This is a genomic window from Chryseobacterium sp. NRRL B-14798 (assembly GCF_050470705.1).
GTDB classification, from domain to species: domain Bacteria; phylum Bacteroidota; class Bacteroidia; order Flavobacteriales; family Weeksellaceae; genus Chryseobacterium; species Chryseobacterium cupriresistens.
In genome coordinates this window covers 4,297,277-4,321,069 of record NZ_JBFLUL010000005.1, presented here as the reverse complement: position 1 = coordinate 4,321,069, position 23,793 = coordinate 4,297,277, and the positions used below count along the sequence as shown (strand labels likewise).

Below are 23,793 nucleotides of genomic sequence, written 5' to 3'. Positions count from 1 at the left end.
TGAATCTTATAAAATAGATTTGAATTTTGCCAAATATCTTAAAAACAGGTGGGTAGGGATCACCTTAATGTACTTGGATTATATTCTTTATTTTCAATGGTCTTCTCTTCTTCTCTTTCAAACTTCTTTTCCTGCCATTTGTGTGAAATAATATATAACCTATTAAGGTTTTATACAATTCTATGAGTTAAAGCTGCGATAGATTGATAAACAGCTTTTTACTCGTTGAATTTTTAATTAGTACCAAATAATTGCTTATTCGCTTTCAAATGTAGACAAAAATAAGAAGTAAAAACAATCATAAATATAAAAATTATACCTTATGTGTTTATTTTAATTAAAATTAACATATTATAAGAACTGATGTGTGAATTATTCAAATTAACAGATGGGTTCATGAAAAAATGATAAAAAGAAAAAATTGTATACCATCCTGACAGTCCATACCTTTGTCAATGAATGAAAAATACTATTAGCTTATTCGATTTTTCGAAAAAAATCAATTATAAAAATGAACTGCTGGCTGGCTTTACAGTAGCGATGACAATGATTCCCGAATCTCTTTCATTTGCTATTCTGGCCGGTCTTTCTCCGCTTATCGGTCTTTATGCAGCTTTTATGATGGGACTTGTAACAGCTGTTTTGGGAGGTCGTCCGGGAATGGTTTCTGGAGGAGCAGGAGCAACGATTGTTGTGTTGATTGCTCTTATTCAATCCCATGGGATTGAATATCTTTTTGCCACTGTAGCACTTGCCGGAATCCTTCAGATGATGGTAGGTATTTTTAAACTGGGTAAATTTGTAAGACTGATTCCGCAACCCGTTATGTACGGATTTCTGAACGGATTGGCTATTATTATTTTCATGGCACAGGTTGAACAGTTCAAAATCACAGACAGTAATGGCGGAGTAAGTTGGCTGCAGGGAATGCCTTTATACATTATGGCTGGCTTAACTGCCCTGACCATTGCCATAGTTTATTTTTTTCCAAAAATAACAAAAGTGGTTCCTGCCTCTCTGGTAGCTATTATCATCTTATTTGCAGTGGTTCTCGGATTTAATATTCCAACAAAAACGGTTGCAGATATTGCTCATATCAGTGGAAATCTTCCGGATTTTCATATTCCGAAAGTCCCTTTTTCTCTGGAAACTTTACAGATTATTTTTCCATATGCTTTAATTATGGCCGGAGTAGGTCTTATTGAATCTCTTCTGACATTATCGATGGTAGATGAAATCACGAATACCAAGGGAAGTGCCAATAAAGAGTCTGTCGCTCAGGGATTGGCTAATATTACCAACGGCTTTTTTGGTGGAATGGGTGGATGTGCAATGGTAGCACAGACATTGGTAAATCTTAATGCAGGCTCCAGAGCAAGACTATCAGGGATTGTAGCATCACTGCTTATTTTGATAATTATTCTGGTTGGTGCACCTGTCATAGAGAAAATTCCCATGGCTGCTTTAGTCGGAGTGATGATGATGGTTGCTATCAGCACTTTCCAGTGGGTATCGATCAGGATTGTGAATAAAATGCCGAAATCGGACATTTTTGTAGGCGTTACTGTAGCGCTGATTACTGTTATTTTACACAATCTTGCTTTAGCAGTATTGGTTGGAGTGATCATTTCAGCATTGGTTTTTGCCTGGGATAATGCTAAAAGAATCAGAGCGAGAAAACATGTGGATGAAAACGGTGTGAAATACTATGAAATATATGGGCCTTTGTTTTTCGGTTCAGTAACAGCATTTACGGATAAATTCGATCCTGTGAATGACCCGGATCAGGTGGTTATTGATTTTAAAGAAAGCCGTATTGTAGATATGAGTGCCATAGATGCTTTGGACAAATTGTCCAAACGTTATAAGCAGCAGAATAAAACGGTATATCTGCGCCATCTCAGCGAAGATTGCAGAAAAATATTAAGAAATGCAGAAGCAGTAGTGGAAGTTAATATCCAGGAAGATCCTACCTATAAGGTGATGCCGGAAAAATAGGAAAGGAGTCAATGAATGAATTTTGCTTCGCAAGTGAATGGTGAATTTTTATAGTAAAAAAAATTGACAAGCGCAGCGAATTGACAATTGACCATTCACAAATAAGACAAGGACTGTAAGAAAAAAATCTACAGTCCTCCCTTGTTTAGGTTATTAATGTATTGGCGATAAAATCAGGCACTAAAGCATAGTGTGATAATTTCATGCTGATGGAAGCTCTTCCGCTTGTCAGTGTTCTCAGATCCGAAATGTATCCGAACGTTGAAGCTAACGGAACTTCCGCTGCAAAAATCTTTCTTCCGGATTTTTCATCAATAGAAGTGATCATTCCTCTTCTTCTGTTGATATCTGCTGTGACAGCACCCGTGTATTCTTCAATACTTTGAATTTCTATCTGCATGACAGGCTCCATCAGCTTAGGGCTACATCCTTTTGCTGCAGTTTTGAATCCTTCTCTTGCTGCAATCTCAAAATCGAATGCTGCAGAATCCTGAGCGTGGAAGGAACCGTCAAGAAGAGTGATCTTCATGTTTTCCAGAGGATATCCGTTCAAAGGTCCATACTCCATAGCTTCTCTGAATCCTTTTTCAACAGAAGGAATAAATTCAGTCGGAATAACTCCACCTTTGATCATATTGATAAATTCCAATCCATTGTCATTTCCCGGGCCAATCTCAAACGTGATATCAGCGAACTGGCCGCTTCCTCCGTTTTGTTTGGAAAGTTTTTCTCGGTGAACTTTGGTTTCCGTTAAAATCTCACGATAAGAAACTTTAGGTTTCCCCTGATTGATTTCAATACCATGATTCAGACGGATTTTTTCCAATGTAACCTCCAAATGAAGTTCTCCCAAGCCGCTTAATAAAGTTTCTCCGGTCTGCGGGTCTCTTTCAACCACCAAAGAAGGATCTTCTTCCTGTATTTTGGCCAATACCAAACCGAAAGACTTCTCATCACCATTGGTTTTCGGCTCGATAGCAACTCTGATCACAGGAGTTGGAATGGTAATGGCTTCCAGTAATATCGGCTTTTCAAGAGAAGATAGAGAATCACCGGTCTTGGCATCTTTTATTCCTGTCAAAGCAACAATATCTCCTGCTTTAGCTTCATCCATTGATAATGTTTTATCAGACTGCATCTGTAAAATTCTCGAAATCCTGAAGCTTTCACCCGTTCTTACATTCAGTATCGTATCTCCGGATTTGATTTTTCCGGAATAGACACGAAGCATAGCCAGTCTTCCCATATGTTTATCAATTATCACTTTGAAAACAAGTCCTGAAAAAGCAGCTTCCTCATTTCTTTCCAGTGTTACCGTTTCTTCCGTTTGAGGATCTCTTCCCTGGAGGTCAGCAAGCTGATCCGGTGCCGGAAGATACGTTACGACAGCATCAAGAAGAGGCTGGATTCCCTTATTTTTAAAGGCTGAACCACATAAAACAGGAACAGCTGATCCGGATCTGCAGACTCTTTGTATAGCTTCTGAAATCATTTCAACAGTGGCAATCTGTTCAGTATCCATAAAAACTTCAAAGAACATCTCATCATTCTCTGCCAGAGTTTCCATTAATTTAACTCTGTATTCATGGGCTTCTGTCATAGAAGCAGCAGGAATTTTCTTTTCCATAATGGTTTCTCCATTTTCATCTGTCCAGTATAAGGCTTTCATTTTGATAAGATCAATAACGCCTTCAAAATCGTTTTCAGCTCCAATCGGAATCTGAATGGCCAATGGAACAGAATTCAGCTTTGCTTTTATTTCATTAAGAACAGCAAAGAAGTCTGCACCCATTCTGTCCATTTTATTGATGAAACAGATTTTGGATGTGCCGTGTTTTTCAGCCTGGAACCAAACGTTTTCAGTCTGTGGCTGAACTCCTGATGAAGCACAGAAAACTGCGACAACGCTGTCAAGAACTCTTAGAGAACGTTCCACCTCCACTGCGAAATCAATGTGTCCAGGCGTATCAATAATGTTGATGTTATAAACTTTATCGTCTTTTTTCCATTGGGTAGAAACTGCAGCGGATGAAATGGTAATTCCTCTGTTTCTTTCCTGGATGTCTTTATCCATGGTGGTATTTCCATCATCTACATTACCGATTTTATGAATAACTCCTGTGTGATACAAAAGCCTTTCTGATAACGTTGTTTTTCCTGCATCTACGTGTGCTATAATCCCTATATTTCGTGTGTTATATTTCATTTTGTTTGATTTTAATTGTTGATTTTTAGATCTGTGTTTGGAAAAGGTTCTGAAAAAAATAAGCACAAAATACACTCCGGTCTTATAAAGGCGGCAAAACATTTTTCGTATTTCGTATCAAAGGAAAATTTTCAGAGATCTTAACAAACAACAGAAGTTGTTTGAATTGTTAAGTCTGAAATCAGGGCAGCAAAAAAGACCTATCCGAATAGACAGGTCTTCAATATATTTTTGGGTATAAAAGATCTATAGAACTATTCAGATAAATATTCAGTGCTGCCAAAGAACACAGCTCTGACAGGATTGCTTAACGTTATAATATTTATCATTTTTGTTGACATTGTTGATTTTTAATCGGTTGCGAAATTATAATTTTTTTTTGATTTCCAAAGAATTTTTGAAAATATTTTTTTTAAACGCTTCATCAATCATCTTCTGTGAACCTTTCAAAACCTTGGATTTTCATAAAAATATCTTAAAACAGATCTTGAACGTAATGCTTTTATGATAAATATTTTATCTTTGGGAAGAATAGTATCGTGAACACTTTTTGATGATTAAAAAATTTTAAATCTTTTTCAAGAAGCTAAATAAAAACTTTTAACTTAAAACCTATTGAAAACAGATATCGACATCCATAACCACAGTCATTTTTCCTTTGACCTGTGGCTCACTTTAATCAAATCTCATCCTGAATTTAAAGCAAAAAGAGTTGAGCTGTTCTCCTCATTTTTTAACGTAGATAAGCCTATAGAACAGGTTGCGAAAACCGTAAAGTATTATGATGATCTTTGCAATACCATTAATGAAGTAACAGGTGGTAATATCGATACTTTTGAGATCTATCTGATGATTCTCGGTTCGCTGGATGTGGATGTAAAACAATTGAATAAAGAAAATCTCAATGAGTTTTACAACAAGAGTGAAGAATTGTTTCTGGAATACAAGCCGGTGGTGATTTTTGAAAATATTCACGATTTTTTTGAGGATATTAAAAATCAGGGAAAGACCATAAATATTCTAAGCAACACTGGATTTATCAAAGGAAAAACAATGAGGAAATTCCTGATTCATGAAAACCTGGATCAGTACATAGATTTCCATATCTATTCTGATGAAATCAACTGTTCCAAACCGAATCCGCTTATTTTTCAGGAAGTGAAGAATAAGATTAAAGATCAGAATTTGGCTATGAATCAGATCCTGCATATCGGAGATAATCCGGTGGCAGATTATCAGGGAGCAAAGAACTTTGGCTTCAGTGCCCATTTACTTAAACACTAAAATAAACATGAATAAAAGATACAGCTTACACCACATTCATTCGGCAGATGAGTTTACGTTCTCACCTGCGGAATACAGTTATTTCAAGTATGGCGATAAGTCGTATGCTGAAAAATTTGCAAGAGAATTATTCGACGGATTTATTTCCGCAAATGAAGAGCTTTTAAATACAGATAAAGAGATTGTAGTGCTTCCAAGCCCCTATATGGCGATTCCTACTGCATCCAACTTTTTATGTTTTTACTTTAAAAAACACCTGGATTTTTATCTGTTTCAAAAAGGAAAAAAGTCAAGTATTCTGTCGAAAATCAATCGTAATCATACCTATATCACAGATTACGGGAATCTCAATTTTGAAGACCGCAAAAATCTGATCGCCAATGACACTTATTATATCGATAAGGACTTTTTGAGAGGAAAACTTTGTATTTTTATAGACGATATAAAAATCACGGGAAGTCATGAATATACTGTCAACAGAATTCTGAATGAATATAACGTGGAGGCTGACTTTATGTTCCTGTATTATGCAGAACTGATGAATTTTGACCTTGACCCGAAAATTGAAAACTTTTTCAACTACTATGCTGTAAAAAATGTAAATCATGTTGCAGAAGTGATGAATAAAGAAAGTTTTCAGTTCAATACAAGGATTGTCAAATATATTTTAGGCCTAGATTCAAGTAATTTTGATTATCTTACGTCTCAAGTAAAAAAGGAACAGATGGACCTGCTTTTGGAGCTGGCGATCAGTAACAATTATCATTTAATAAAAGAATACGAAAATAACATCAATACTTTAACACAAACGGAATTATATTATGGCTATTAACTTACAAAAAGGACAAAGAGAAAACATCAACGCACCTAAATTTACTGTAGGTTTAGGATGGGATATCAATAATACTTCTACAGGAACCGCTTTTGACCTTGATGCGTCCTTGTTTTTGCTTGGGGACGACAAAAAATTAGTTTCAGATAATCACTTTATTTTCTATAACAATCTTGAGTCTCCGGACAAATCTGTAATCCACACGGGTGATAACCTTACAGGAGAAGGATCGGGTGACGATGAGCAGATCAAAATTGATCTTACTAAAATTGACAGTGCTATTAAAGAAATTACTGTAGTCGTAACAATTCACGAGGCTGATTCAAGAAAGCAAAACTTTGGACAGGTAAGAAATTCTTTCATCAGAATTTTTAATTCAGATACGAATGAAGAGATCTTAAAATACGAATTAGACGAAGATTTCTCAATCGAAACGGCTGTAGAATTCGGAAGAATCTACAACAGAAACGGAGAATGGAAATTTGAGGCTGTAGGTGCAGGACAGAGAGACGGCCTTGAGAAATTTGTATCAATTTATCAAAAGTAATCATGGACAATCAGGAAAATCAACCCATAGATCCGCTGGGATCAATAGAACCCCTTAAAACTTTTGAGCCGACTCCAATGGCTCCTCCTACTCCGGCTCAGCCCGCTCAGAATGCGGCGCCGGCTGTTCTTGTGGATAGAGAGGGAAATGTAAATCTGACACAGCTGCAGTCAGAAGAACGTCAGAAATATGAAGTTCTTGCGAACTCTATTGACGAGACCAACCCTGGTTCAATCGTTAATTTCGGGGCAGAGCTTCAGAAAACATTAACCAACCAGAGTGACAGCTTCTTAGGAAATGTAAGAAGATCAAACTCAGGAGAAGTTGGTGGGCTTATCAACGACCTTTTGGTAGAGCTTAACTATGTAGATGTTGAAGAACTTAACGGAAATAAAGTGAAAAGCTTCCTGAGCAAATTGCCATTCATGAAAAAGGTAATGACTCAGGTGGAAAATCTTTTTGCAAAATACGATAAGATCATCAATAATATCGAGCAGATTTCTTATAAAGTAAATGCGGGAATTATCACCTCTACAAAAGATAACGCTGTACTTCAGACTATTTTTGAAAGCAATGTGAATTCTATCAAGCAGATTGAAGAGCTTGTCATTGCAGGTAATATCAGAATGGAAAGAGCGGCAGGCGAGCTTGCTCAGATGGAAGCGAATCCGCAGATTTATCAGGATTATCAGATTGCAGATAAAAGAGATTTCATTGCGAGGCTAGACAGGAGAATGGCTGATCTTAAAGTGGTGCGTGTGATTATGATGCAGTCACTTCCTCAGATCAGACTCGTACAGAACAACAACGTTTCTATTGCTGAAAAGGCACAGACGATTCTTACCACTACACTTCCGGTTTGGAAAAACCAGCTTTCCCTTGCGGTAGCGATGTACAGACAGCAGCAGAATATTGAAATCCAGCAAAAAGTATCTTCTACTACAGAAGAGATTTTAAGAAAGAATGCGGAACGCCTTGGCCAGAATTCAGTAAATGTTGCCAGAGCCAACGAGCAGACTATCGTATCGGTGGAAACATTGAGAGAAACAACATCAATGCTGATCAATACATTGAATGAAGTGAAACAAATCCAGAAACAGGGAGCTGACAACAGAAGAAAACTGGATCAGGATCTTCAGACATTGGAGCACGAACTAAAAGCAAATGTCAGAGGTTAATTTATAGGATACCAAGGTGGGGGATGATGCAGCAACCATATTGTCGCAAAGCAAAAGAAGATTAACAAAGCTTAAGCTTCTCGCTAATTTTTTTGAACATATTGACATCATATCAATTTACATCAAAACTGATATTATCCACAATCTGTTCCAGGAAAATACGGCTTTAGATTATAATAAACTGGAACTTTTCCACCTGCAGTATACCGACAACCTTATAGAACTTCTGACTAAAATTAAAAAGCAGAAGGAAAATGACATGCTGGCGGTCATCAATGAAATTAACATCAACAGTAAATATATTTCAGGTTTTGAAGAAAGAAGGGTAGATAGTTTTGAGACTGACAGAAAAATGTACAGCGGTGTCTTTTCCCAGCACTTAAAAACAGTGTATAAAGACCTGACGGAAGATCGTTTTACGGCCAATTGGGACAATGTACTGTACTTTCATAAAAAATATGCCCAGGAATTTTACAGATCGGAGGCAGATGAAACACTGCTGAAAACTGATTCTTTTCCTTCCTATCAGTATAAAGAATATTCCATTGAAAGGAAACTGTTGGGAAGGCTTAATATACAGGGATTTAAAGTCCGTTTCGTATGTGGTTACCTTATCGGAACCCACGATTATGAACTTTTTAGAATCTTTCAGTCTGATGATTATTTTATTTTCAGTGTAGACGAAAAGAAATTGTATCTTTTCGACAAAGAACTGGATAAGCTGGATATTTCCGAGAATCAGTCTAATCAGAGCTCCATTATTGATCAGCTGAGAAGTAAAAATGAGCAGCTGGAACATAGTATGAACGAAAGAAAGCGTACTTTGCCAGCTGAAGTGGAAGGCGTTCTGAAAGATTATATTAAAAACCTGGAAAATATGGATATTATGAGTAAAATCTTTGACTTCGACGAAGAAACGAATATTCTGCGGGCAATGCTTAATTTGAATTTGAATAATAACTAGAACGAAATTTGAAAAGCAAAGAAGATTTCCTTTTTTGCAAAAAAGTAAATAACAACTAAACATAGAAAGATGGCTATCAACTTACAAAAAGGTCAGAGAATTAACCTTAAAAAAGAAAATGGAGCTGAGCTTTCCCAGGCTTGTGTAGGAATCAACTGGGGAGCAATCGAAAAGAAAGGATTTTTCGGAACAAAGAAAGAAGCAGTAGACTTAGACGGAAGCTGTATTTTATATGATTCAAACAAAAACGTTACAGAAGTAATCTATTTCGGAAATCTTAAATCAAGAAACGGATCTGTAAGACACAGCGGAGACGACCTTACCGGTGACGTAAATGGCGATGACGGATTGGATAACGAAGTAATCACGGTAGACTTCAGCCAATTGGAACCAAATGTGGAGCATGTGGCAATGGTTTTGAACAGCTACAGAGGCCAGGATTTCGGCACTATTCCTTTTGCTTCTATCCGTATTTATGAAGGATCACCTACCAATGTAAGAGAGGTTTTTGCAAAATATGATATTGCGAATGACGCATCTTTCAGCGGACATGTTGCCATGGTAATGGGTGTTTTCTATAAGAGAAACGGAGAATGGAAATTCAATGCGATCGGAGATCCTACAGCGGATAAAAAGTTGGAGCAGACAATCCAGACGGTACAGATGAATTATCTATAATCAATTGACAATCAAAATATAAATAAAATAGCAATATTTGTACTCTGTGCATCTATTGCTTTTATCATATAATAACATAACTCAAGTGGAACATCAAAGTATTTTAGAACTGCACCCTGGTCTGGTGTGGGGATTTGCAGTAACAGTCGTTATCATGCTGCTCCTGGACTTAGGGGTATTTAATAAAAAAAGTCATGAAGTCTCTTCCAAAGAAGCTACCATCTGGTCTATTGTATGGATCTCGCTTTCTATGGTTTTTTCAGGAGTGGTCTATTGGGTATTCAATACCGATGGAAGTCCTGAAAGCCACGCTTTGGCAATAGAGAAATTTACCCAGTATCAAGCAGCCTATTGGATTGAAAAGGCATTGTCTGTGGATAACTTATTTGTATTTATCCTCGTTTTCGGATTCTTTAAAGTTCCGAAATACCTTCATCACAAAGTCCTTTTCTGGGGGATTATCGGAGCGCTGATCTTCAGAGCCATATTCATCTTTGCAGGGGTAGGATTAATCAATCTGACGTATCTTCCTGAAATGAAAATATTCGGTGAGGCAGTGAAAATCAACGTAGTCATGACCTTATTCGGATTATTCCTTGTGTATGCAGGGATCAAATCATGGGGTGACGGTGATGATGGTGACGATGAAGATTACAGTAATACAGCAGGAGCAAAACTGATCAAGAGTTTCTGGAAAGTTTCAGATAACTACGATGGAGATAAGTTCTTCACCATCCAAAACGGAATTAAAATGGCAACTCCTCTTTTAGTAGTAGTGGGTGTTATTGAATTTACGGACGTTCTTTTCGCTGTAGACTCCATCCCGGCGATCTTTGCAATCTCAAATGACCCGTTTATCCTTTATACATCAAATATCTTTGCTATTTTAGGATTAAGATCATTATATTTCCTGTTAGCGAACTTTATTCATATGTTCAGCAAACTTCCATATGGATTGGCGATTATCCTGTCCTTCATTGGAGTTAAGATGCTTATTGCGCCATGGATCCATATTCCGTCTCCGGTTTCATTAGGAATCGTAGGAGGTGTATTGGTGATCTCTGTTCTTTTATCCGTTATCTTCCCTGAAAAAGAAGAAGAGAAGAAAGAAGAACTGGAAGAGTAATCCTATTTAAAATATACTATCAAGCCTCTGGAATCTATTTCTGGAGGCTTTTTCTATTCATATTCTTAGTTGGACAACGCAAAGGCGCAAAGAAGATAAAAATTATGCTGCTTTTAAGACACAAGAAAATCGAAGATTTTCAGCAAGATTACTGCGCAATTACCGGTTTCATTCAAAGCCTTTCTTAGCATTATTAAGTTTTATCGGAGATAAAATCTTTGCGCCTTAAATATGTTAAATCTATAAAAATTTAGCGCCTTTGCGCTTTCCAAAATTCTCAAAAAAAAATTAAAAATAAAAACAGACAGACTGGTCTGTATGTAATTTTTTTTCATACATTTGTTCCAGAAAAGAAAAGCATATGAAATCTCCAAGAGAAAGAATAGTAGAAATAACCTTCGAATTGTTTGCAAAACAAGGGTATAATTCTACCGGAATCAATCAGATTATTTCCGAAGCTGAAGTTGCCAAGGCAAGCTTTTATCAGCATTTTAAATCCAAAGAAGATCTGTGTGTAGAATTTCTGAAGGTAAGACATGAATATTGGTTTGGTGAGCTCAATCACTTTATAGCAAAAGAAAAAAGCTTAAAATCCAAGATCATCAATGCTTTCGATTTCCTCGTGTATATGAACGAAAAGGAAAATTTCAGAGGTTGCAGCTTTCTGAATATTCTGTCGGAGATCCCCATGGATAATACTAAAATACTGAGCGTCATTCAGTCTCATAAAGCAGATCTGAGAAATTTTTTTTTAGAATTGCTCGATGATAATGAATTTTCGGATCATGTCTACATGCTTTTTGAAAGCAGTATCATAGAAAGCCAGCTTTTCAAATCCAATGAACTCATTGAAAAATCAAAAAAAATAGTGACCAATTTAATACAATAAGTTATGGAACAGAAACATCCGCTTCCGCCTTTCACTCTTGAAACGGCCCTGGAAAAAATTCAACTCGCAGAAGATGCCTGGAACAGTCAGGATCCTGAAAAGGTTTCCAAAGCATATACCATCGATAGCGAATGGAGAAACAGAGATACCTTTGTGAATGGGAGAGAAGAGATTGTAGTATTTCTGCAGAAAAAATGGGAAAAAGAGCTTCATTATAAGCTTAAAAAGGAATATTGGGCACACACCGACAATCGTATTGCCGTTCGTTTTGAATATGAATATCAGACTCAGGAAGGAAAATGGTTCAGGGCTTATGGGAATGAAAACTGGGAGTTCGATGAGAACGGGCTCATGGCAAAAAGATATGCCAGTATCAATGATCTGGCGATCAAAGTAGAAGATAGAAAGTTCAGATAAAATAATAAGAAATTATCTCAAATTCAAATATTTGGTTTTTGTCATTGACTACGTCGAATCTTTGTTTTCTGATGAAGGAAGAATCTTAAAGATAAACAATGATATGAGATTCTTCACCGATGGTACTGCTAACGAGGGAGAGTAGGTCGCCGTCAGTTTTTATTTTATTTTATTTTTTTTGTTTTATACCTATACCAACACAGCCCAATACATGAGCATAAGTAATAAGTAATTCACCATTATCATTCATCATTGATCACTTATTATTAACTTAACACTCCAATTGTCACTCCGTAGGAGTCTCAACAAAGTATTAGCACATAACTGAAGTATTACTTCACTTTTTAAATCTTTAAAACTCTAATCAATGTGGCTGGATTTCTACAGAATGACACAGTAGGAAAGAAGCAGCACAAATGAATGAGAAAGACGCCGTTGAAACTCTAAGCTTTAAACTTTAATAAAAGAGGCTGGATTTCTGAACTGCGTTCGCAGACTTTCAGTCTGTGTTCAGAATGACACTCCCAAGAAATACTCTTTTTTAGATAAAATCTTTATAGCTGCACTCAAAAATTCATCATTTAAAACTCATAATTCATCATTAATCTAGCTGTTTTTCCCATGCAGCAGTTTGTTAATCTTCCTTCGCGTCTGCAAAGAAATTTTATAGGCTTCATCACGCAGCTTTTGTATTTTTCCTACAGGCTGAAAAAATATTTTACTCTCAAAAGGATTGAATGAAAGAAGTTCAGTGTTGCAGTTACGGGAATCCAGCAAAGAATCTTTGTCGATTTTTACTTCGCCGATTTTAATAAAAGGAGAGTTTTTCCACTCCACATTCAGTTTGTTGACAGGCTGGTCTTTCAGGTCATAACATATCTGTATCAGGACATCTGCAGTAAAGTTGTGTGTCTGCAGATAGTTTTTTAAAGAATCCTTGACCTTTTGTTTTTTTCCAATGTTCTTATCCACAGATTGAGGAGACAGTTTTATTTTGATGATATGATCTCCAAGCCGGTAAGCTCCTATAGAATGATAGTCGAAGGAAAGAATAAAATCATTTCTTTTACGAAGAAGTTGAATCATATTACGAACCATATCAGCTGTTAGCAGGGAAGGAGTCATTTTAATCATCTGAAGCAGCAGGGTAAACAAACTGCTCCATTTTTTGGTGTAAAATCTGTTGACCGCCGTAAACAGTTTCAAAAAAATTGAAACAGAATTTATAGGAAACAGGGGAAAATTCACCAATGGATAATTGGCAAGAAGCCCACCGTTTTCATCCTTGATCTGCACTGCAAAGCCGTAGGCAGGAATATCCTTTCTTGTATTCTTAATTTTCAGCTGCGCATTGGAAAACCTTATAGTCAGGTCAAATTTTTCCTTATCAAAAAAAGGCTGCAGTGATTCCGGGATATCCGGTTCTATCAGGAATGTCCCTTTTGCTGCCGCATACGTTTTGGCATGGGCATTCCTTGTAGCATAGTTGACATCGCTGATGGAAGAGGATTGTTCAACAAAATCTGCTATTGTTTTTTTATTGATTTCCAGAAGCTTTTTTTCCTCTTCATTCAGCTCATCAAACTTCTTATTATATTTTAGTGGATTTGGCATTTAGTTTTTAAAATCCAATTATAACGCCAAGTTTCGAAATCTGTGTTAAATAAGTATTACAAATATTTGAATTTTGTGGAAAAGCTCTTTGAAAATCAAAAATGTAAGACTATATGATTAATGAATATTGAAAAATAATCTTTTTAACTTGTTGATTATTAGTGTTTATTTATTTTTAATGAGAATGAATTAAAGTCACTTTGTTTGAGAGGAAAATTCTTCAGGCTTTTAAACTTCGCTTATCGTGCTCCCATCTTCCAAACCCAAAAAGCCTTATCTTTGTAAAAAATTATAATATGGGAGTAGCAGATATGTTATTTAAACGTAAAAAAGAATTAGCAGAAAAAAACCTGAAAGACGGTAAAGAATATATGGAAGAGTATGGTAAAAGAGAAAGCGTTGTGCAGTTACCAAGCGGCTTACAGTATGAAATCATTACAGAAGGCGACGGCCCGAAACCAGGACCCAAATCTACTGTAAAATGCCACTACCACGGAACTACTATTTCCGGGAAAGTATTCGACAGTTCTGTAAAAAGAGGTACACCTGCATCTTTCCCTTTGAACAGAGTGATTTCAGGATGGACGGAAGCACTTCAGTTAATGCCTGTTGGCAGCAAATGGAGATTAATCATTCCTCCACACTTAGCGTATGGCGATCAGGAAATCAGCAAAGAAATCGGGCCTAACAGTACGCTTGTTTTTGAAGTTGAACTGCTGGATATTAAATAATCCTTCTTAAAAATAGATTAAAAATTTACCTGATTTCAGGTAAATTTTTTTATTTGTATTATATTCGTATAGGAGAATTGGGAAAATGGAGAAATTTATTTTGCAATATACCTGATAACACAAAAAATCACTGAATGAAAAAACTTTTTTACCTATTGATTGTTTTCGGGCTTCTTACTTCCTGTGTTTCCAGGAAGAATCAGGCTATTCAGCAGAATATTCTCACCCTGAAAGACAGCTACTGTAAAGCGCCGTTCAAATATAACTACAGCAACAAACTTCCGTCTTATAATTCAGATTCTATATTGGCAGCCAATAAAGAATTAAAAGAAGTATTTTCTGATCAGAGTATTCTTATCTTAAACGCACTGGATAATCTGGATGAAGTTCATCAGATTATTGATCTTAAAAAAGATTCATCCCTTGCTTCCCAGGTTAAAGTTTTACAGTTGAAGACAAAAATAAACAGCAAAATAACGATTGCTCTTACGGAACTGGATGCAGTAGCTGCAGAGTTCGACTGTGAAGGAGAAAGAGTAGCCCAGATTGGAAATTATGTGGATAACTTAAATTCATCAAGAAATAATAAGCTTATTTTATATTCAATTGTTGCAGGAGCAGCAGCTTCAATAGCAGGAGGAATTGTACATGATCAAGGCTGGAGTAATGCCATCGATATAGGCGGAGGGGTTCTGGGAGCAGGTTTTGGACTGGCAACCCTTAATCCAAAAGGGAAAAAGGTAGAGTTTATTCACCAGAGAAACCTTTTGAGAGATATCTGGAAAGAAAAATTAGAGTCTCCGAATTTTCCCCCTTTTATCTGGTATATGTACACAGAGAAAAAGTTTTCCAATAAAGAAGAGCATTCCATTATAGGGAATATGAAACAGAGGTGGCTGCATTACCAGTTTGATGATAGTAAGGAAGCGGCGGATAAATCTGTGATTTTCAGTGATGGCGGGTTTTACAGGGCTGATGATCTTCATAACCGCGCTGCTATGCTGAATCAGATGCAGTCGGCAACCCGTACCATTAATCAGAATATCAATTATCTGTTACTGGATCTGGATAAACTGATCCTTTAAGAAAAATTTAACTGTAATAAATTTTGTTACATTTAAAAAATGTGTATCTTTGCCCTGTAATTACAATGAACAATACAAGATTTGCTACGGCAGTACATATTATGACATTATTGGCGAAAAGTCCTCAGGAGTGGCTTACTTCTGACTGGATGGCCGGTAGTATCAATGTGAATCCGGTGATTATCCGAAAGGAGATCAGCGTATTGAGAGAAGCAGGCCTTATTATCAGCAGACAGGGAAAAGAAGGAGGAAGCCAGCTTGCAAAGAATGCTGAAACGATCACTATTTCCGAGATCTATAAAGCAGTAAAAAATACAGAAGTATTAGGTAAAAAAAATCAGAATCCCAATCCGGCATGCAGTGTTGGAAAAGAGATCAACAATCATTTAAATACATTATTTGAAGAAACAGATCAATTGGTGGTAAACTTTTTAGGAGACAAGTCATTACAGGAATTCACTGACCAGTTTGAATAAAAATTTTTTGGCCTTAAATGTAACAAAATTTATTACAATTTAATTAAAAATAAAACATTATGAAAAAAGTAGCAGTAATCGGTGCAACAGGATTTGTAGGAGCACACGTAGTATCAGAATTAGCAGACAGAGGATATGCGGTGGAAGCATTGGTAAGAGATGCATCAAAAGTGAAAACACAGGAAAATGTAACTGCAAAAAGTGTTGATGTAAACAATGTAAACGAACTGGCTGAGGCATTGAAAGGAAGCGATGCCGTAATCAGTACATTCAATGCAGGATGGACCAACCCTAACCTTTACAACGATTTTTTAAACGGTTCCGAGAACATTGAAAAAGCTGTAGAACAGTCGGGAGTAAAAAGACTGATTGTAGTAGGTGGAGCAGGAAGCCTTTACACACCGGATAACGTACAGATTGTAGACACTCCTGATTTCCCGGAAGCTTACAAACCAGGGGCAACAGCGGCAAGAGATTATTTAAACAAGATCAGAGAGAATAATATGTTGGATTGGACATTCTTCAGCCCTGCTATCGAAATGAATCAGGCTAATGTAGGAGAAAGAACAGGAAAATACAGAACATCACTGGAAACTCCGGTATTTGATGAAAACGGAAGAAGCCGTCTTTCTGTAGAAGATGTAGCGGTAGTGCTGGTAGACGAACTAGAGCAGAACAATCACATCCGTGAACGTTTCACAGCAGCTTACTAATCGATAAAAGAACAGAAATGATACAAAAAAAATTATGGTCGTTAGTGGCACTGTTGGGATTCATCAGCATATTTGCAGGGAATCTCAAAGTGAAAGTTTATAATCCGGGAACCAAAGCTATTTTTCCTATTACGTCTACCATTATTTATGGAGATAAAGATGCCATATTGATAGATGCTCAGTTTCAGAAACAATATGCAGAACAGCTGGTAAAAGAAATAAAAGCAACAGGAAAGAACCTGAAAACCGTTTTTATTTCTCACAGCGATCCTGATTTCTATTTTGGATTGGATGTGATTAAAAAAGCTTTTCCTAATGCAAAAATTATCTCAACGGCACAAACTGCTTATCTTATATCAGCTTCAAAAGATGATAAAATGGGAGTGTGGAAACCACAGTTGAAGGCAGATGCACCATCGGAAATTATAATTCCTGAAGCAGTTACTTCAATTCCTGATCTTGAAGGAAATAAAATTGAAATCAGACAAAACCCGGAAGATACGGCACACAGTTTTCTGTGGATTCCTTCCATTAAAACCATTGCGGGCGGGATTTCGGTTTCTGTAGGCTCACATCTCTGGATGGCGGACACTCAGAATGTAAAAGCCATTGATCAATGGATCGGGCAGATCGATGCTATGAAAGGTTTGAAGCCGGAAAAAGTTATTCCTTCTCATTTTGCAGAATTGTCTACATCACCACAGTCTCTTGATTTTGTAAAAGGCTATCTGGAAAATTACAAGCAGGCAGTAACAGAGAACAAAACTACATCTGCCATTGTAGATTTCATGGTAAAAAAATACCCTGATCTGCCAGGAAAAGAAGAACTTGAAATGGGAGTAAAGGTTTATCTTAAAGAAATGGACTGGGATCTTAAATCACCCTATCCGGCAATCGGACAAAAAGTGGAAGTGGATTTTGGAGAAATAAAATTCATTCTTGATTTTAAAGATAATAAAACCATGACATTCACAGGAACAGCCGGGAGTTCAAAAAACAGTACAGATACTGTAGAATATACTGCAGTAGAAGTAGCAAAAAATGTTTTTATGGTCTACTGGCATGAGCCGCACCTTGGTTTCAATGTAACCCATATTCAGGATTATAATAAAAATATTGTGTATTCAAATATTGCAGGTCCAGACGGTACATTCACCCATCCGAAAGGAACGCTTAAAATCTTAAAGTAGAAAAACAGCTGCATTGGCAGCTGTTTTTTATATCATAAGAATTAACAATGAAAATATCCTTAAGCTTCATTAAATCAGCTTGCTGATTCCAACTTTGCCTCCCTAGAATCAAAAGAAAGCAAATTAAAAACCTTGCGTTAAAATAACCTCTCACAGATTTTTCAGATTATGCAGATCGATGATCATGAGAATTATATTCGTGATATTGGTGAAATTATTAGTGCCCTTCGTGTTTAAAAAGAATCCCTTCATGAATTCTCCGCCTTTTGAAACTAAAAAAAAACTGCCTCTCACGAGACAGTTTTCTTTTTATAGATTCATAAACAATTTCGGGTTAATCGGAGTATTGTTTTTGTGTACTTCATAATGAAGATGAGGTCCTGTAGAACGTCCGGAGTTTCCGGATTTCGCAATGACCTGGCCTACTTTTACTTTATCGTTCACCTTAGCAACAAGTTCAGATAAATGTCCGTATAGTGTGGCCAGTCCGTTTCCATGAGAAACAATTACACAGTTTCCATAGCCTCCTTTTTGTCCGGAGAAAATGACTGTTCCTGCAGCGGCGGCTCTTACATCAGAACCATAGGCCACAGCAATATCCAGTCCTTTATGAAACTGCATCTGATCAGCTTCAGCAGGTGGATTGTTTTTTTCAGCAATGGCAGTTTTTGCAGCATTACCCGCAACAGTTTTCGTTGTAGAAGGAGCTGGAGCAGCAGCTACAGGAGCTGCTTTTGGGGTAACCATTACTTTTACTTCTCTTTTATTTCCATAGCTGTCAGTAAGCTCTACAATTTTCTCAACGGGTTCGGCTTTTACTTCTGGTTTTGCTGCCGCAACGGCAGCTGGCTTTGTCTCTGTCGCTGCACCAGATTTTACCGAAGCAAAAACAGTTTTGAACGGGATAGGATTTTTTCTTATCCCGAAATTGGACGAAATATAGCCGTCAGTAGGCATTCCTAAAGGGACCTGCATCAGTTTTTTCTGAAGATCCATCAGATACTGGCTGTATCGGTTAGCCTGCTTGGAAAGATAAATAGAATTTGAAATACTGTCCTGGTTGAGCATCATCAGCTTTTCGTTGGTAATGTCTTTGGACTTCAGGAAAGAGTTGAGCTGGGCAACAGTCTGATCTACAAGAGTAAGATCAGTTTTCATTTTTAGATAATCTACACTGTCTTTTTCAGTATTTATTTTTACAAGGTTCACTTCGTAGGTTTTGTCATCTCTTTCAGAAAAGAGCTTGGCAATGAAGACACCCTGTGCAAAAACTACTAGTAAAAGTCCTCCCAGGAGAATGTTTACGTTCTTCTTGCTGCTTAGAAATTTTTTCATATTTCTTCTCTTAGTCAATTTAAAACGGTTTTGAAGCTGCAAATTTAAATAAAAATAAGTTTTGTGAGTTATTTTTATTTAAAATTCAGTTTTTTCTGTATTTAACGGCTAATTAACTATTTAATTGTGTTGAAGTGTTAATTTTTTCAGAAAATGGCTTTTATCATAGTTTCAAAGCCCGCGTTACGTCTTTGTTTTAATATCTTTGCAGTTCACATTCCAATTATGGCTAAAAAGAAAATTATTTCAGAATCTTCGAATCCAAAAAAGAATAAAAAGGATATTTCTGTAGGAGTTGTAGGAAGCGGAAGTTTTGCAACCGCTATCGTAAAAATGCTTGTTGAAAACTGCAAAGTTGTACACTGGTGCGTAAGAAATGAATTTGTAAAAGGGGCTATTGAGCTTCGTGGGCATAACCCGACTTATCTTACCGCTGCCCATTTTAATCTTAAAAGTTTAAAACTGACAACAGATATTAACGAACTGGTATCTGCCTGTGATGTTATTGTGCTGGCAACACCGTCTATTTACCTGTCCGATACTCTGGATAAGATGACATGTGATTATTCAGATAAAATCTTTATCTCTGCGATTAAAGGAATTATCCCAAAAGTAAATGATGTGGTGGCGCATTATCTTCGTGATGAATTTAAAATTGGTTTCAGAAACCAGGCGGTTATTGCAGGACCTTGTCATGCCGAAGAGGTAGCCATGGAAAGACTTTCTTATCTTACGATTGCAGCAGTAGAAGATGAAACTGCTGAAAAACTTGAAGGAATATTCAGTTCAGATTTTATCAAAGTGCATACAAGCAAAGATATTTTAGGAAATGAATACAGTGCAATCCTTAAGAACATTTTTGCCATAGGAGCAGGAATTGCCAGTGGATTAGGATATGGAGATAACTTTACGGCAGTATTTGTTTCCAACGCAATCCGTGAAATGGAAACTTTCCTGGAAGCGATTTATGAAGCACCAAGAGATGTCAATGAAAGTGCCTATCTGGGTGATCTTTTGGTAACTGCCTATTCACTTTTCTCAAGAAACAGAAACCTTGGAAACCTGATCGGAAAAGGATATACCGTGAAGTCTGCCATTCAGTCCATGAACATGGTAGCAGAAGGATATTACGCAGCAGATTCCATTTATAAGACAGCGAAACAGAAAAACCTTAAACTCCCGATTATTGATACGGTATATGCTATTTTGTATGAAGGTAAAAATGCTGAAAAGCAGTTTAAAAAACTGACCGCAAAATTGAATTAAAATGGAGCTGGAATAAAAGCTCGTTAAACATACATAGAAAAACTTAGGCACTAAATGCTTAAGTTTTTTTATTGATTTATCCTGGCAGCGGCCCGTACTGCTTTTTATATTATCAATCATTTCAATGGTACTTTATTGAAATTTTCCATGGTTTTTTGTTGTGTACTCAAGAAGTCTTTTGAACAAAAAAATAACGGATTAAATCGTGCAGATTTTTAAAACTTTTCCCGAAATTTGAAGTAAAATTTTAAAATTATGTCACAATCGCTTACAAGCAGAACACCGAAACCTAAATACGACGTTGTACTGATAGGCGGCGGAATCATGAGCGCCACTTTAGCAACGCTGCTTCATGAATTTGATCCAAATCTTGAAATCGCTATCTTCGAAAGACTCGGAAGATTTGCCAAAGAAAGTACAGCTGCATGGAACAACGCCGGAACAGGCCACTCCGCTTTTTGTGAGCTAAACTATACCCCTGAAAAACCGGACGGATCTATTGATATTACCAAAGCCGAAAGCATTGCAGAGCAGTTTGAAATTTCAAAACAATTCTGGTCCTATCTGATTACCAAAGGATATATCCGTGAGCCTAAAGAATTTATCAATTCCTGTGCTCATATGAGCCTTGTATTCGGAGAAAAAGATGCTGAATACCTTAAAAAACGCCACGATAAAATGGCAGAGTCTGTTCTTTTTTCAGGAATGGAATTTTCTACAGATCATGAAAAACTGAAAGAATGGATTCCTCTGGTGATGAGTAAACGAAATCAGTCTGAAGTAATGGCTGCAACGAAGATGGATATGGGAACAGATGTAAACTTCGGAACATTGACGAGAAAAATGGGAAGACATCTTCTGGAAGATTCCAATGTTGAGGTTTTCTTATACCACGAAGTAAAAGATATCAGCCCTAGAGAAAACGGTACATGGGAAATGAAAGTGAAAGACAGAATCCATAGCCACAAACAGGAAGTGGTAGCAGATTTTGTATTTATCGGTGCGGGAGGATACGCGCTTCCGCTACTGGACAGCTCAGATATTAAAGAAAGTGAAGGATACGGAGGCTTCCCGGTTTCAGGGCAGTGGCTGGTAAGTCATAATCAGGAACTGGTGGAAAAGCACCATGCTAAAGTATATACTCAGGCTACGGTGGATGCTCCGCCAATGTCTGTTCCACACCTTGATCTTAGAATCATCGATGGGAAAAAAGCGCTTCTTTTCGGACCTTTTGCAGGATTCTCAACCAAATTTCTAAGAGAAGGAAGTTATCTTGACCTTCCTGAAAGTGTAAATACGAAGAATTTAAGGTCACTTTTTGGAGCATGGTGGCATAATATTCCGCTTACAAAATATCTGATTCAGCAGGTTGCCATGACAAAGTCTCAGAGAATGCAGCATTTGAGAGAATTTATCAAAGATGCTAAAGAAGAAGACTGGGAACTGAAAGTAGCAGGACAGAGAGTTCAGATCATCAAAAAAGATGAAAAAGAAGGTGGTAAACTGGAATTCGGAACTGAGGTGGTCGTAAACAAGAGCGGAACGATTGCTTCTCTGCTGGGAGCTTCACCGGGTGCATCCACAGCAGTATATGCCATGCTGAATGTGCTGGAAAAATGCTTCCCTGAAAAACTGCATGGAGAATGGAAAGGAAAGCTGCTTGAAATGGTTCCTTCCTATGGTCAAAAACTGGCTGATAACCCTGAACTGACCCAGGAAGTAAGAAATTACACCAAAGAAAAATTAGAATTAGAATATTAACATCCATAATGAGCAATAAGTAATCCTATTATTTATTGCTCATTACTTATTACTTATAAAAAGGTGGAAGAAGTAATTGTAAAACCAGTCATTGCCAAGGAAATCCTTGAATCTCTTCAAGCGAAAACAGAAGAGGAGAGGCAGGTTATTGTACACTGTTGCTTTCCGGCATCTCCATTCTTAGGAAACCTGATCAGAATCTGGCATTCAACCTATCTTTTTGACAATCAGTCTGAGCATAGAAGCAAAATGATTCATGCGGAAAACATTTCAATTTCCCCATACTGGACACCGGTTCCCTTTATGAAAGACTTTTGGTTTACCCTGATCTTTTCCGGGCTGCCAAAAGACTGCAAAAGTTTTGATCTGAAAGAAGTTATTCCTGAGGAAGGAGGTTTTTTTGTAGAATCAATTAAAAGAAACTCTTCTGATGTGTATCGCGTCAAAATATCAGAGTCTTATTAATTATGAATATGAAAGTAAGGGAAGAAAAGCTGGAACGGATTATTCAATGGGCTGAAAACAATGCTGATATCCGGGCTGTTCTCCTGACCAGCTCATTGGTAAACCCTTATGCTCCGGTAGATGATTTCAGTGATCTTGATATAGAGCTTGTTTTTGAAAACAGAACATCTTATGAATCGGGAAATGAATGGATCAGACTCTTTGGTGAGCCTATTTCCATGATTGAAGAAGATGATTATAAAGAACTCCTTAATTGGAGTTCTTTTCATTTCTACGGTTTTCCGTAAACTGATTACTTATAGAATATTTATTTATCCTTAAGAGGTCGGTTTCCTGTACCTGCTTTGATATATCTTTATCAAAGCATTTTATCTTATTTTTAGTACATTTTCGTTGTACACAAAAACAAATTACATTATATTTGAAGCTAATGAGTAAATTGAACTTATGTTAATTGGATATGCAAGAGTAAGCAAGTTTGAACAGAATCTCGATTTACAAACTGACGCCTTAAAGAGTTTTGGAATTGAAAAAATTTTTATCGACAAGGTTAGCGGTGTTAAATCAGAAAAGCCGCAGCTTAACGATTTATTAAATTTCGTACGTAAAGGTGATACCTTAACCGTATGGAGATTAGATAGGATCGGAAGGACTACAGTTGGGTTAATACAGTTTGTGACAGAGCTGCACGAAAAAGGAATACATTTTAAATCTATTTCTGAAAACATTGATACAAGTTCAGCGAGTGGAAAATTAATTTTCCAGATTTTCTGTGTTTTAGCAGAGCATGAAAGAAATGTTTTGATTGAGAGAACAAATGCTGGATTGAAGGCTGCGAGGGCAAGAGGTAAAAACGGAGGAAGACCAAAGGGTATGACCGAAAAATATAAAAAAATCGCACCGTTAGTAAAGAGCTCTTATGAAAGTAAGAATGTTCCAATTGAGGAAATTATGAAAGCATTTAATATCGGAAGTAAAGCAACATTTTATAAAATAATAAAATCATAAAATAATTGCTATAATTCCCAATAAGAAATT

22 protein-coding genes and 1 pseudogene are annotated in these 23,793 nt (G+C 36.8%); 20 read left to right on the top strand and 3 right to left on the bottom strand.

Annotated features, from left to right (window positions below; genetic code table 11):
• Window positions 1-459 precede the first annotated feature (459 nt).
• The gene (locus tag AB1278_RS19750) at window positions 460-1,998 is read left to right on the top strand and encodes a SulP family inorganic anion transporter (protein WP_429816538.1); all 1,539 of its coding nucleotides are present in this window, start codon (window positions 460-462) and stop codon (window positions 1,996-1,998) included.
• A gap of 145 nt (window positions 1,999-2,143) precedes the next feature.
• Here AB1278_RS19750 and fusA read toward each other — a convergent pair whose 3' ends face one another.
• Window positions 2,144-4,204 carry an elongation factor G gene (gene fusA, locus AB1278_RS19745; protein WP_429816535.1) on the bottom strand — a complete coding sequence of 687 codons (2,061 nt, stop codon included), beginning with the start codon at window positions 4,202-4,204 and terminating at the stop codon, window positions 2,144-2,146.
• Between the two features lie 615 nt (window positions 4,205-4,819).
• Here fusA and AB1278_RS19740 point away from each other — a divergent pair.
• The 9 genes from AB1278_RS19740 (at window position 4,820) to AB1278_RS19700 (ending at window position 12,119) form a co-directional block, all read left to right on the top strand.
• Complete coding sequence (locus AB1278_RS19740; protein WP_202843568.1) at window positions 4,820-5,488, top strand: HAD family hydrolase; 669 nt, start codon at window positions 4,820-4,822, stop codon at window positions 5,486-5,488.
• A 7-nt stretch (window positions 5,489-5,495) separates the two neighbouring features.
• Window positions 5,496-6,320 (top strand): phosphoribosyltransferase family protein, encoded by an 825-nt coding sequence (locus AB1278_RS19735; RefSeq protein ID WP_429816532.1) that lies wholly within the window; start codon window positions 5,496-5,498, stop codon window positions 6,318-6,320.
• Window positions 6,310-6,867 carry a TerD family protein gene (locus AB1278_RS19730; protein ID WP_062675525.1) on the top strand — a complete coding sequence of 186 codons (558 nt, stop codon included), beginning with the start codon at window positions 6,310-6,312 and terminating at the stop codon, window positions 6,865-6,867. The genes AB1278_RS19735 and AB1278_RS19730 overlap by 11 nt, the downstream gene beginning before the upstream one ends.
• Window positions 6,868-6,869: 2 nt before the next feature.
• Complete coding sequence (locus tag AB1278_RS19725) at window positions 6,870-8,045, top strand: toxic anion resistance protein (protein ID WP_202843562.1); 1,176 nt, start codon at window positions 6,870-6,872, stop codon at window positions 8,043-8,045.
• A 16-nt stretch (window positions 8,046-8,061) separates the two neighbouring features.
• Window positions 8,062-9,009, top strand: coding sequence for a hypothetical protein (locus AB1278_RS19720; RefSeq protein WP_429816529.1), 948 nt, complete (start codon window positions 8,062-8,064; stop codon window positions 9,007-9,009).
• Window positions 9,010-9,078: 69 nt separating this feature from the next.
• Window positions 9,079-9,687: a TerD family protein gene (locus AB1278_RS19715; protein ID WP_047428248.1), complete on the top strand. Its 609-nt coding sequence runs from the start codon at window positions 9,079-9,081 to the stop codon at window positions 9,685-9,687.
• A gap of 85 nt (window positions 9,688-9,772) precedes the next feature.
• Window positions 9,773-10,813, top strand: a complete 1,041-nt coding sequence (locus tag AB1278_RS19710) for a TerC/Alx family metal homeostasis membrane protein (protein WP_429816526.1) — start codon at window positions 9,773-9,775, stop codon at window positions 10,811-10,813.
• Window positions 10,814-11,174: 361 nt separating this feature from the next.
• On the top strand, window positions 11,175-11,702 hold the full coding sequence (locus AB1278_RS19705; protein WP_202843550.1) for a TetR/AcrR family transcriptional regulator: 528 nt from the start codon (window positions 11,175-11,177) through the stop codon (window positions 11,700-11,702).
• 3 nt (window positions 11,703-11,705) lie between these two features.
• Window positions 11,706-12,119 carry a DUF1348 family protein gene (locus AB1278_RS19700; RefSeq protein WP_411414321.1) on the top strand — a complete coding sequence of 138 codons (414 nt, stop codon included), beginning with the start codon at window positions 11,706-11,708 and terminating at the stop codon, window positions 12,117-12,119.
• Between the two features lie 606 nt (window positions 12,120-12,725).
• On the opposite strand, the gene AB1278_RS19695 is transcribed toward AB1278_RS19700, so the two are convergent.
• On the bottom strand, window positions 12,726-13,733 hold the full coding sequence (locus tag AB1278_RS19695; RefSeq protein WP_429816523.1) for a catalase: 1,008 nt from the start codon (window positions 13,731-13,733) through the stop codon (window positions 12,726-12,728).
• A gap of 296 nt (window positions 13,734-14,029) precedes the next feature.
• Between AB1278_RS19695 and AB1278_RS19690 the strand changes: the two genes are divergently transcribed.
• The 5 genes from AB1278_RS19690 (at window position 14,030) to AB1278_RS19670 (ending at window position 17,928) form a co-directional block, all read left to right on the top strand.
• Window positions 14,030-14,464: an FKBP-type peptidyl-prolyl cis-trans isomerase gene (locus AB1278_RS19690; protein ID WP_052198510.1), complete on the top strand. Its 435-nt coding sequence runs from the start codon at window positions 14,030-14,032 to the stop codon at window positions 14,462-14,464.
• 134 nt (window positions 14,465-14,598) lie between these two features.
• Entirely contained in the window at window positions 14,599-15,549 is a 951-nt protein-coding gene (locus AB1278_RS19685; RefSeq protein ID WP_202843542.1) for a hypothetical protein, read from the top strand.
• Window positions 15,550-15,572: 23 nt separating this feature from the next.
• Complete coding sequence (locus AB1278_RS19680) at window positions 15,573-16,025, top strand: Rrf2 family transcriptional regulator (RefSeq protein ID WP_429816519.1); 453 nt, start codon at window positions 15,573-15,575, stop codon at window positions 16,023-16,025.
• 59 nt (window positions 16,026-16,084) lie between these two features.
• Window positions 16,085-16,738 carry an NAD(P)-dependent oxidoreductase gene (locus tag AB1278_RS19675; protein WP_429816516.1) on the top strand — a complete coding sequence of 218 codons (654 nt, stop codon included), beginning with the start codon at window positions 16,085-16,087 and terminating at the stop codon, window positions 16,736-16,738.
• Window positions 16,739-16,755: 17 nt separating this feature from the next.
• Window positions 16,756-17,928, top strand: a complete 1,173-nt coding sequence (locus AB1278_RS19670) for a MoaF-related domain-containing protein (RefSeq protein WP_429816513.1) — start codon at window positions 16,756-16,758, stop codon at window positions 17,926-17,928.
• 309 nt (window positions 17,929-18,237) lie between these two features.
• On the opposite strand, the gene AB1278_RS19665 is transcribed toward AB1278_RS19670, so the two are convergent.
• Complete coding sequence (locus AB1278_RS19665) at window positions 18,238-19,263, bottom strand: M23 family metallopeptidase (protein WP_429816510.1); 1,026 nt, start codon at window positions 19,261-19,263, stop codon at window positions 18,238-18,240.
• 225 nt (window positions 19,264-19,488) lie between these two features.
• Here AB1278_RS19665 and AB1278_RS19660 point away from each other — a divergent pair, with 225 nt between their 5' ends.
• From AB1278_RS19660 to AB1278_RS19640, 5 genes and pseudogenes are all read left to right on the top strand, one after another.
• Window positions 19,489-20,529, top strand: coding sequence for an NAD(P)H-dependent glycerol-3-phosphate dehydrogenase (locus AB1278_RS19660; RefSeq protein WP_110009564.1), 1,041 nt, complete (start codon window positions 19,489-19,491; stop codon window positions 20,527-20,529).
• A gap of 255 nt (window positions 20,530-20,784) precedes the next feature.
• Window positions 20,785-22,290 carry a malate dehydrogenase (quinone) gene (gene mqo, locus AB1278_RS19655; RefSeq protein WP_429816507.1) on the top strand — a complete coding sequence of 502 codons (1,506 nt, stop codon included), beginning with the start codon at window positions 20,785-20,787 and terminating at the stop codon, window positions 22,288-22,290.
• A 63-nt stretch (window positions 22,291-22,353) separates the two neighbouring features.
• Window positions 22,354-22,755, top strand: a complete 402-nt coding sequence (locus AB1278_RS19650; RefSeq protein WP_034693615.1) for a hypothetical protein — start codon at window positions 22,354-22,356, stop codon at window positions 22,753-22,755.
• A gap of 8 nt (window positions 22,756-22,763) precedes the next feature.
• A pseudogene (locus AB1278_RS19645) lies at window positions 22,764-22,991 on the top strand (aminoglycoside 6-adenylyltransferase); the annotation flags it as partial.
• A 211-nt stretch (window positions 22,992-23,202) separates the two neighbouring features.
• Window positions 23,203-23,763: a recombinase family protein gene (locus AB1278_RS19640; protein ID WP_429816503.1), complete on the top strand. Its 561-nt coding sequence runs from the start codon at window positions 23,203-23,205 to the stop codon at window positions 23,761-23,763.
• Window positions 23,764-23,793: the final 30 nt, after the last annotated feature.

Coding starts and splice junctions, on each gene's coding strand:
- AB1278_RS19665 (WP_429816510.1), bottom strand. CDS start 19,263: ATGAAAAAATTTCTAAGCAGCAAGAAGAACGTAAACATTCTCCTGGGA.
- fusA (WP_429816535.1), bottom strand. CDS start 4,204: ATGAAATATAACACACGAAATATAGGGATTATAGCACACGTAGATGCA.
- AB1278_RS19670 (WP_429816513.1), top strand. CDS start 16,756: ATGATACAAAAAAAATTATGGTCGTTAGTGGCACTGTTGGGATTCATC.
- AB1278_RS19675 (WP_429816516.1), top strand. CDS start 16,085: ATGAAAAAAGTAGCAGTAATCGGTGCAACAGGATTTGTAGGAGCACAC.
- AB1278_RS19690 (WP_052198510.1), top strand. CDS start 14,030: ATGGGAGTAGCAGATATGTTATTTAAACGTAAAAAAGAATTAGCAGAA.
- AB1278_RS19705 (WP_202843550.1), top strand. CDS start 11,175: ATGAAATCTCCAAGAGAAAGAATAGTAGAAATAACCTTCGAATTGTTT.
- AB1278_RS19660 (WP_110009564.1), top strand. CDS start 19,489: ATGGCTAAAAAGAAAATTATTTCAGAATCTTCGAATCCAAAAAAGAAT.
- AB1278_RS19695 (WP_429816523.1), bottom strand. CDS start 13,733: ATGCCAAATCCACTAAAATATAATAAGAAGTTTGATGAGCTGAATGAA.
- AB1278_RS19640 (WP_429816503.1), top strand. CDS start 23,203: ATGTTAATTGGATATGCAAGAGTAAGCAAGTTTGAACAGAATCTCGAT.
- AB1278_RS19750 (WP_429816538.1), top strand. CDS start 460: ATGAAAAATACTATTAGCTTATTCGATTTTTCGAAAAAAATCAATTAT.
- AB1278_RS19725 (WP_202843562.1), top strand. CDS start 6,870: ATGGACAATCAGGAAAATCAACCCATAGATCCGCTGGGATCAATAGAA.
- mqo (WP_429816507.1), top strand. CDS start 20,785: ATGTCACAATCGCTTACAAGCAGAACACCGAAACCTAAATACGACGTT.
- AB1278_RS19685 (WP_202843542.1), top strand. CDS start 14,599: ATGAAAAAACTTTTTTACCTATTGATTGTTTTCGGGCTTCTTACTTCC.
- AB1278_RS19735 (WP_429816532.1), top strand. CDS start 5,496: ATGAATAAAAGATACAGCTTACACCACATTCATTCGGCAGATGAGTTT.
- AB1278_RS19715 (WP_047428248.1), top strand. CDS start 9,079: ATGGCTATCAACTTACAAAAAGGTCAGAGAATTAACCTTAAAAAAGAA.
- AB1278_RS19730 (WP_062675525.1), top strand. CDS start 6,310: ATGGCTATTAACTTACAAAAAGGACAAAGAGAAAACATCAACGCACCT.
- AB1278_RS19700 (WP_411414321.1), top strand. CDS start 11,706: ATGGAACAGAAACATCCGCTTCCGCCTTTCACTCTTGAAACGGCCCTG.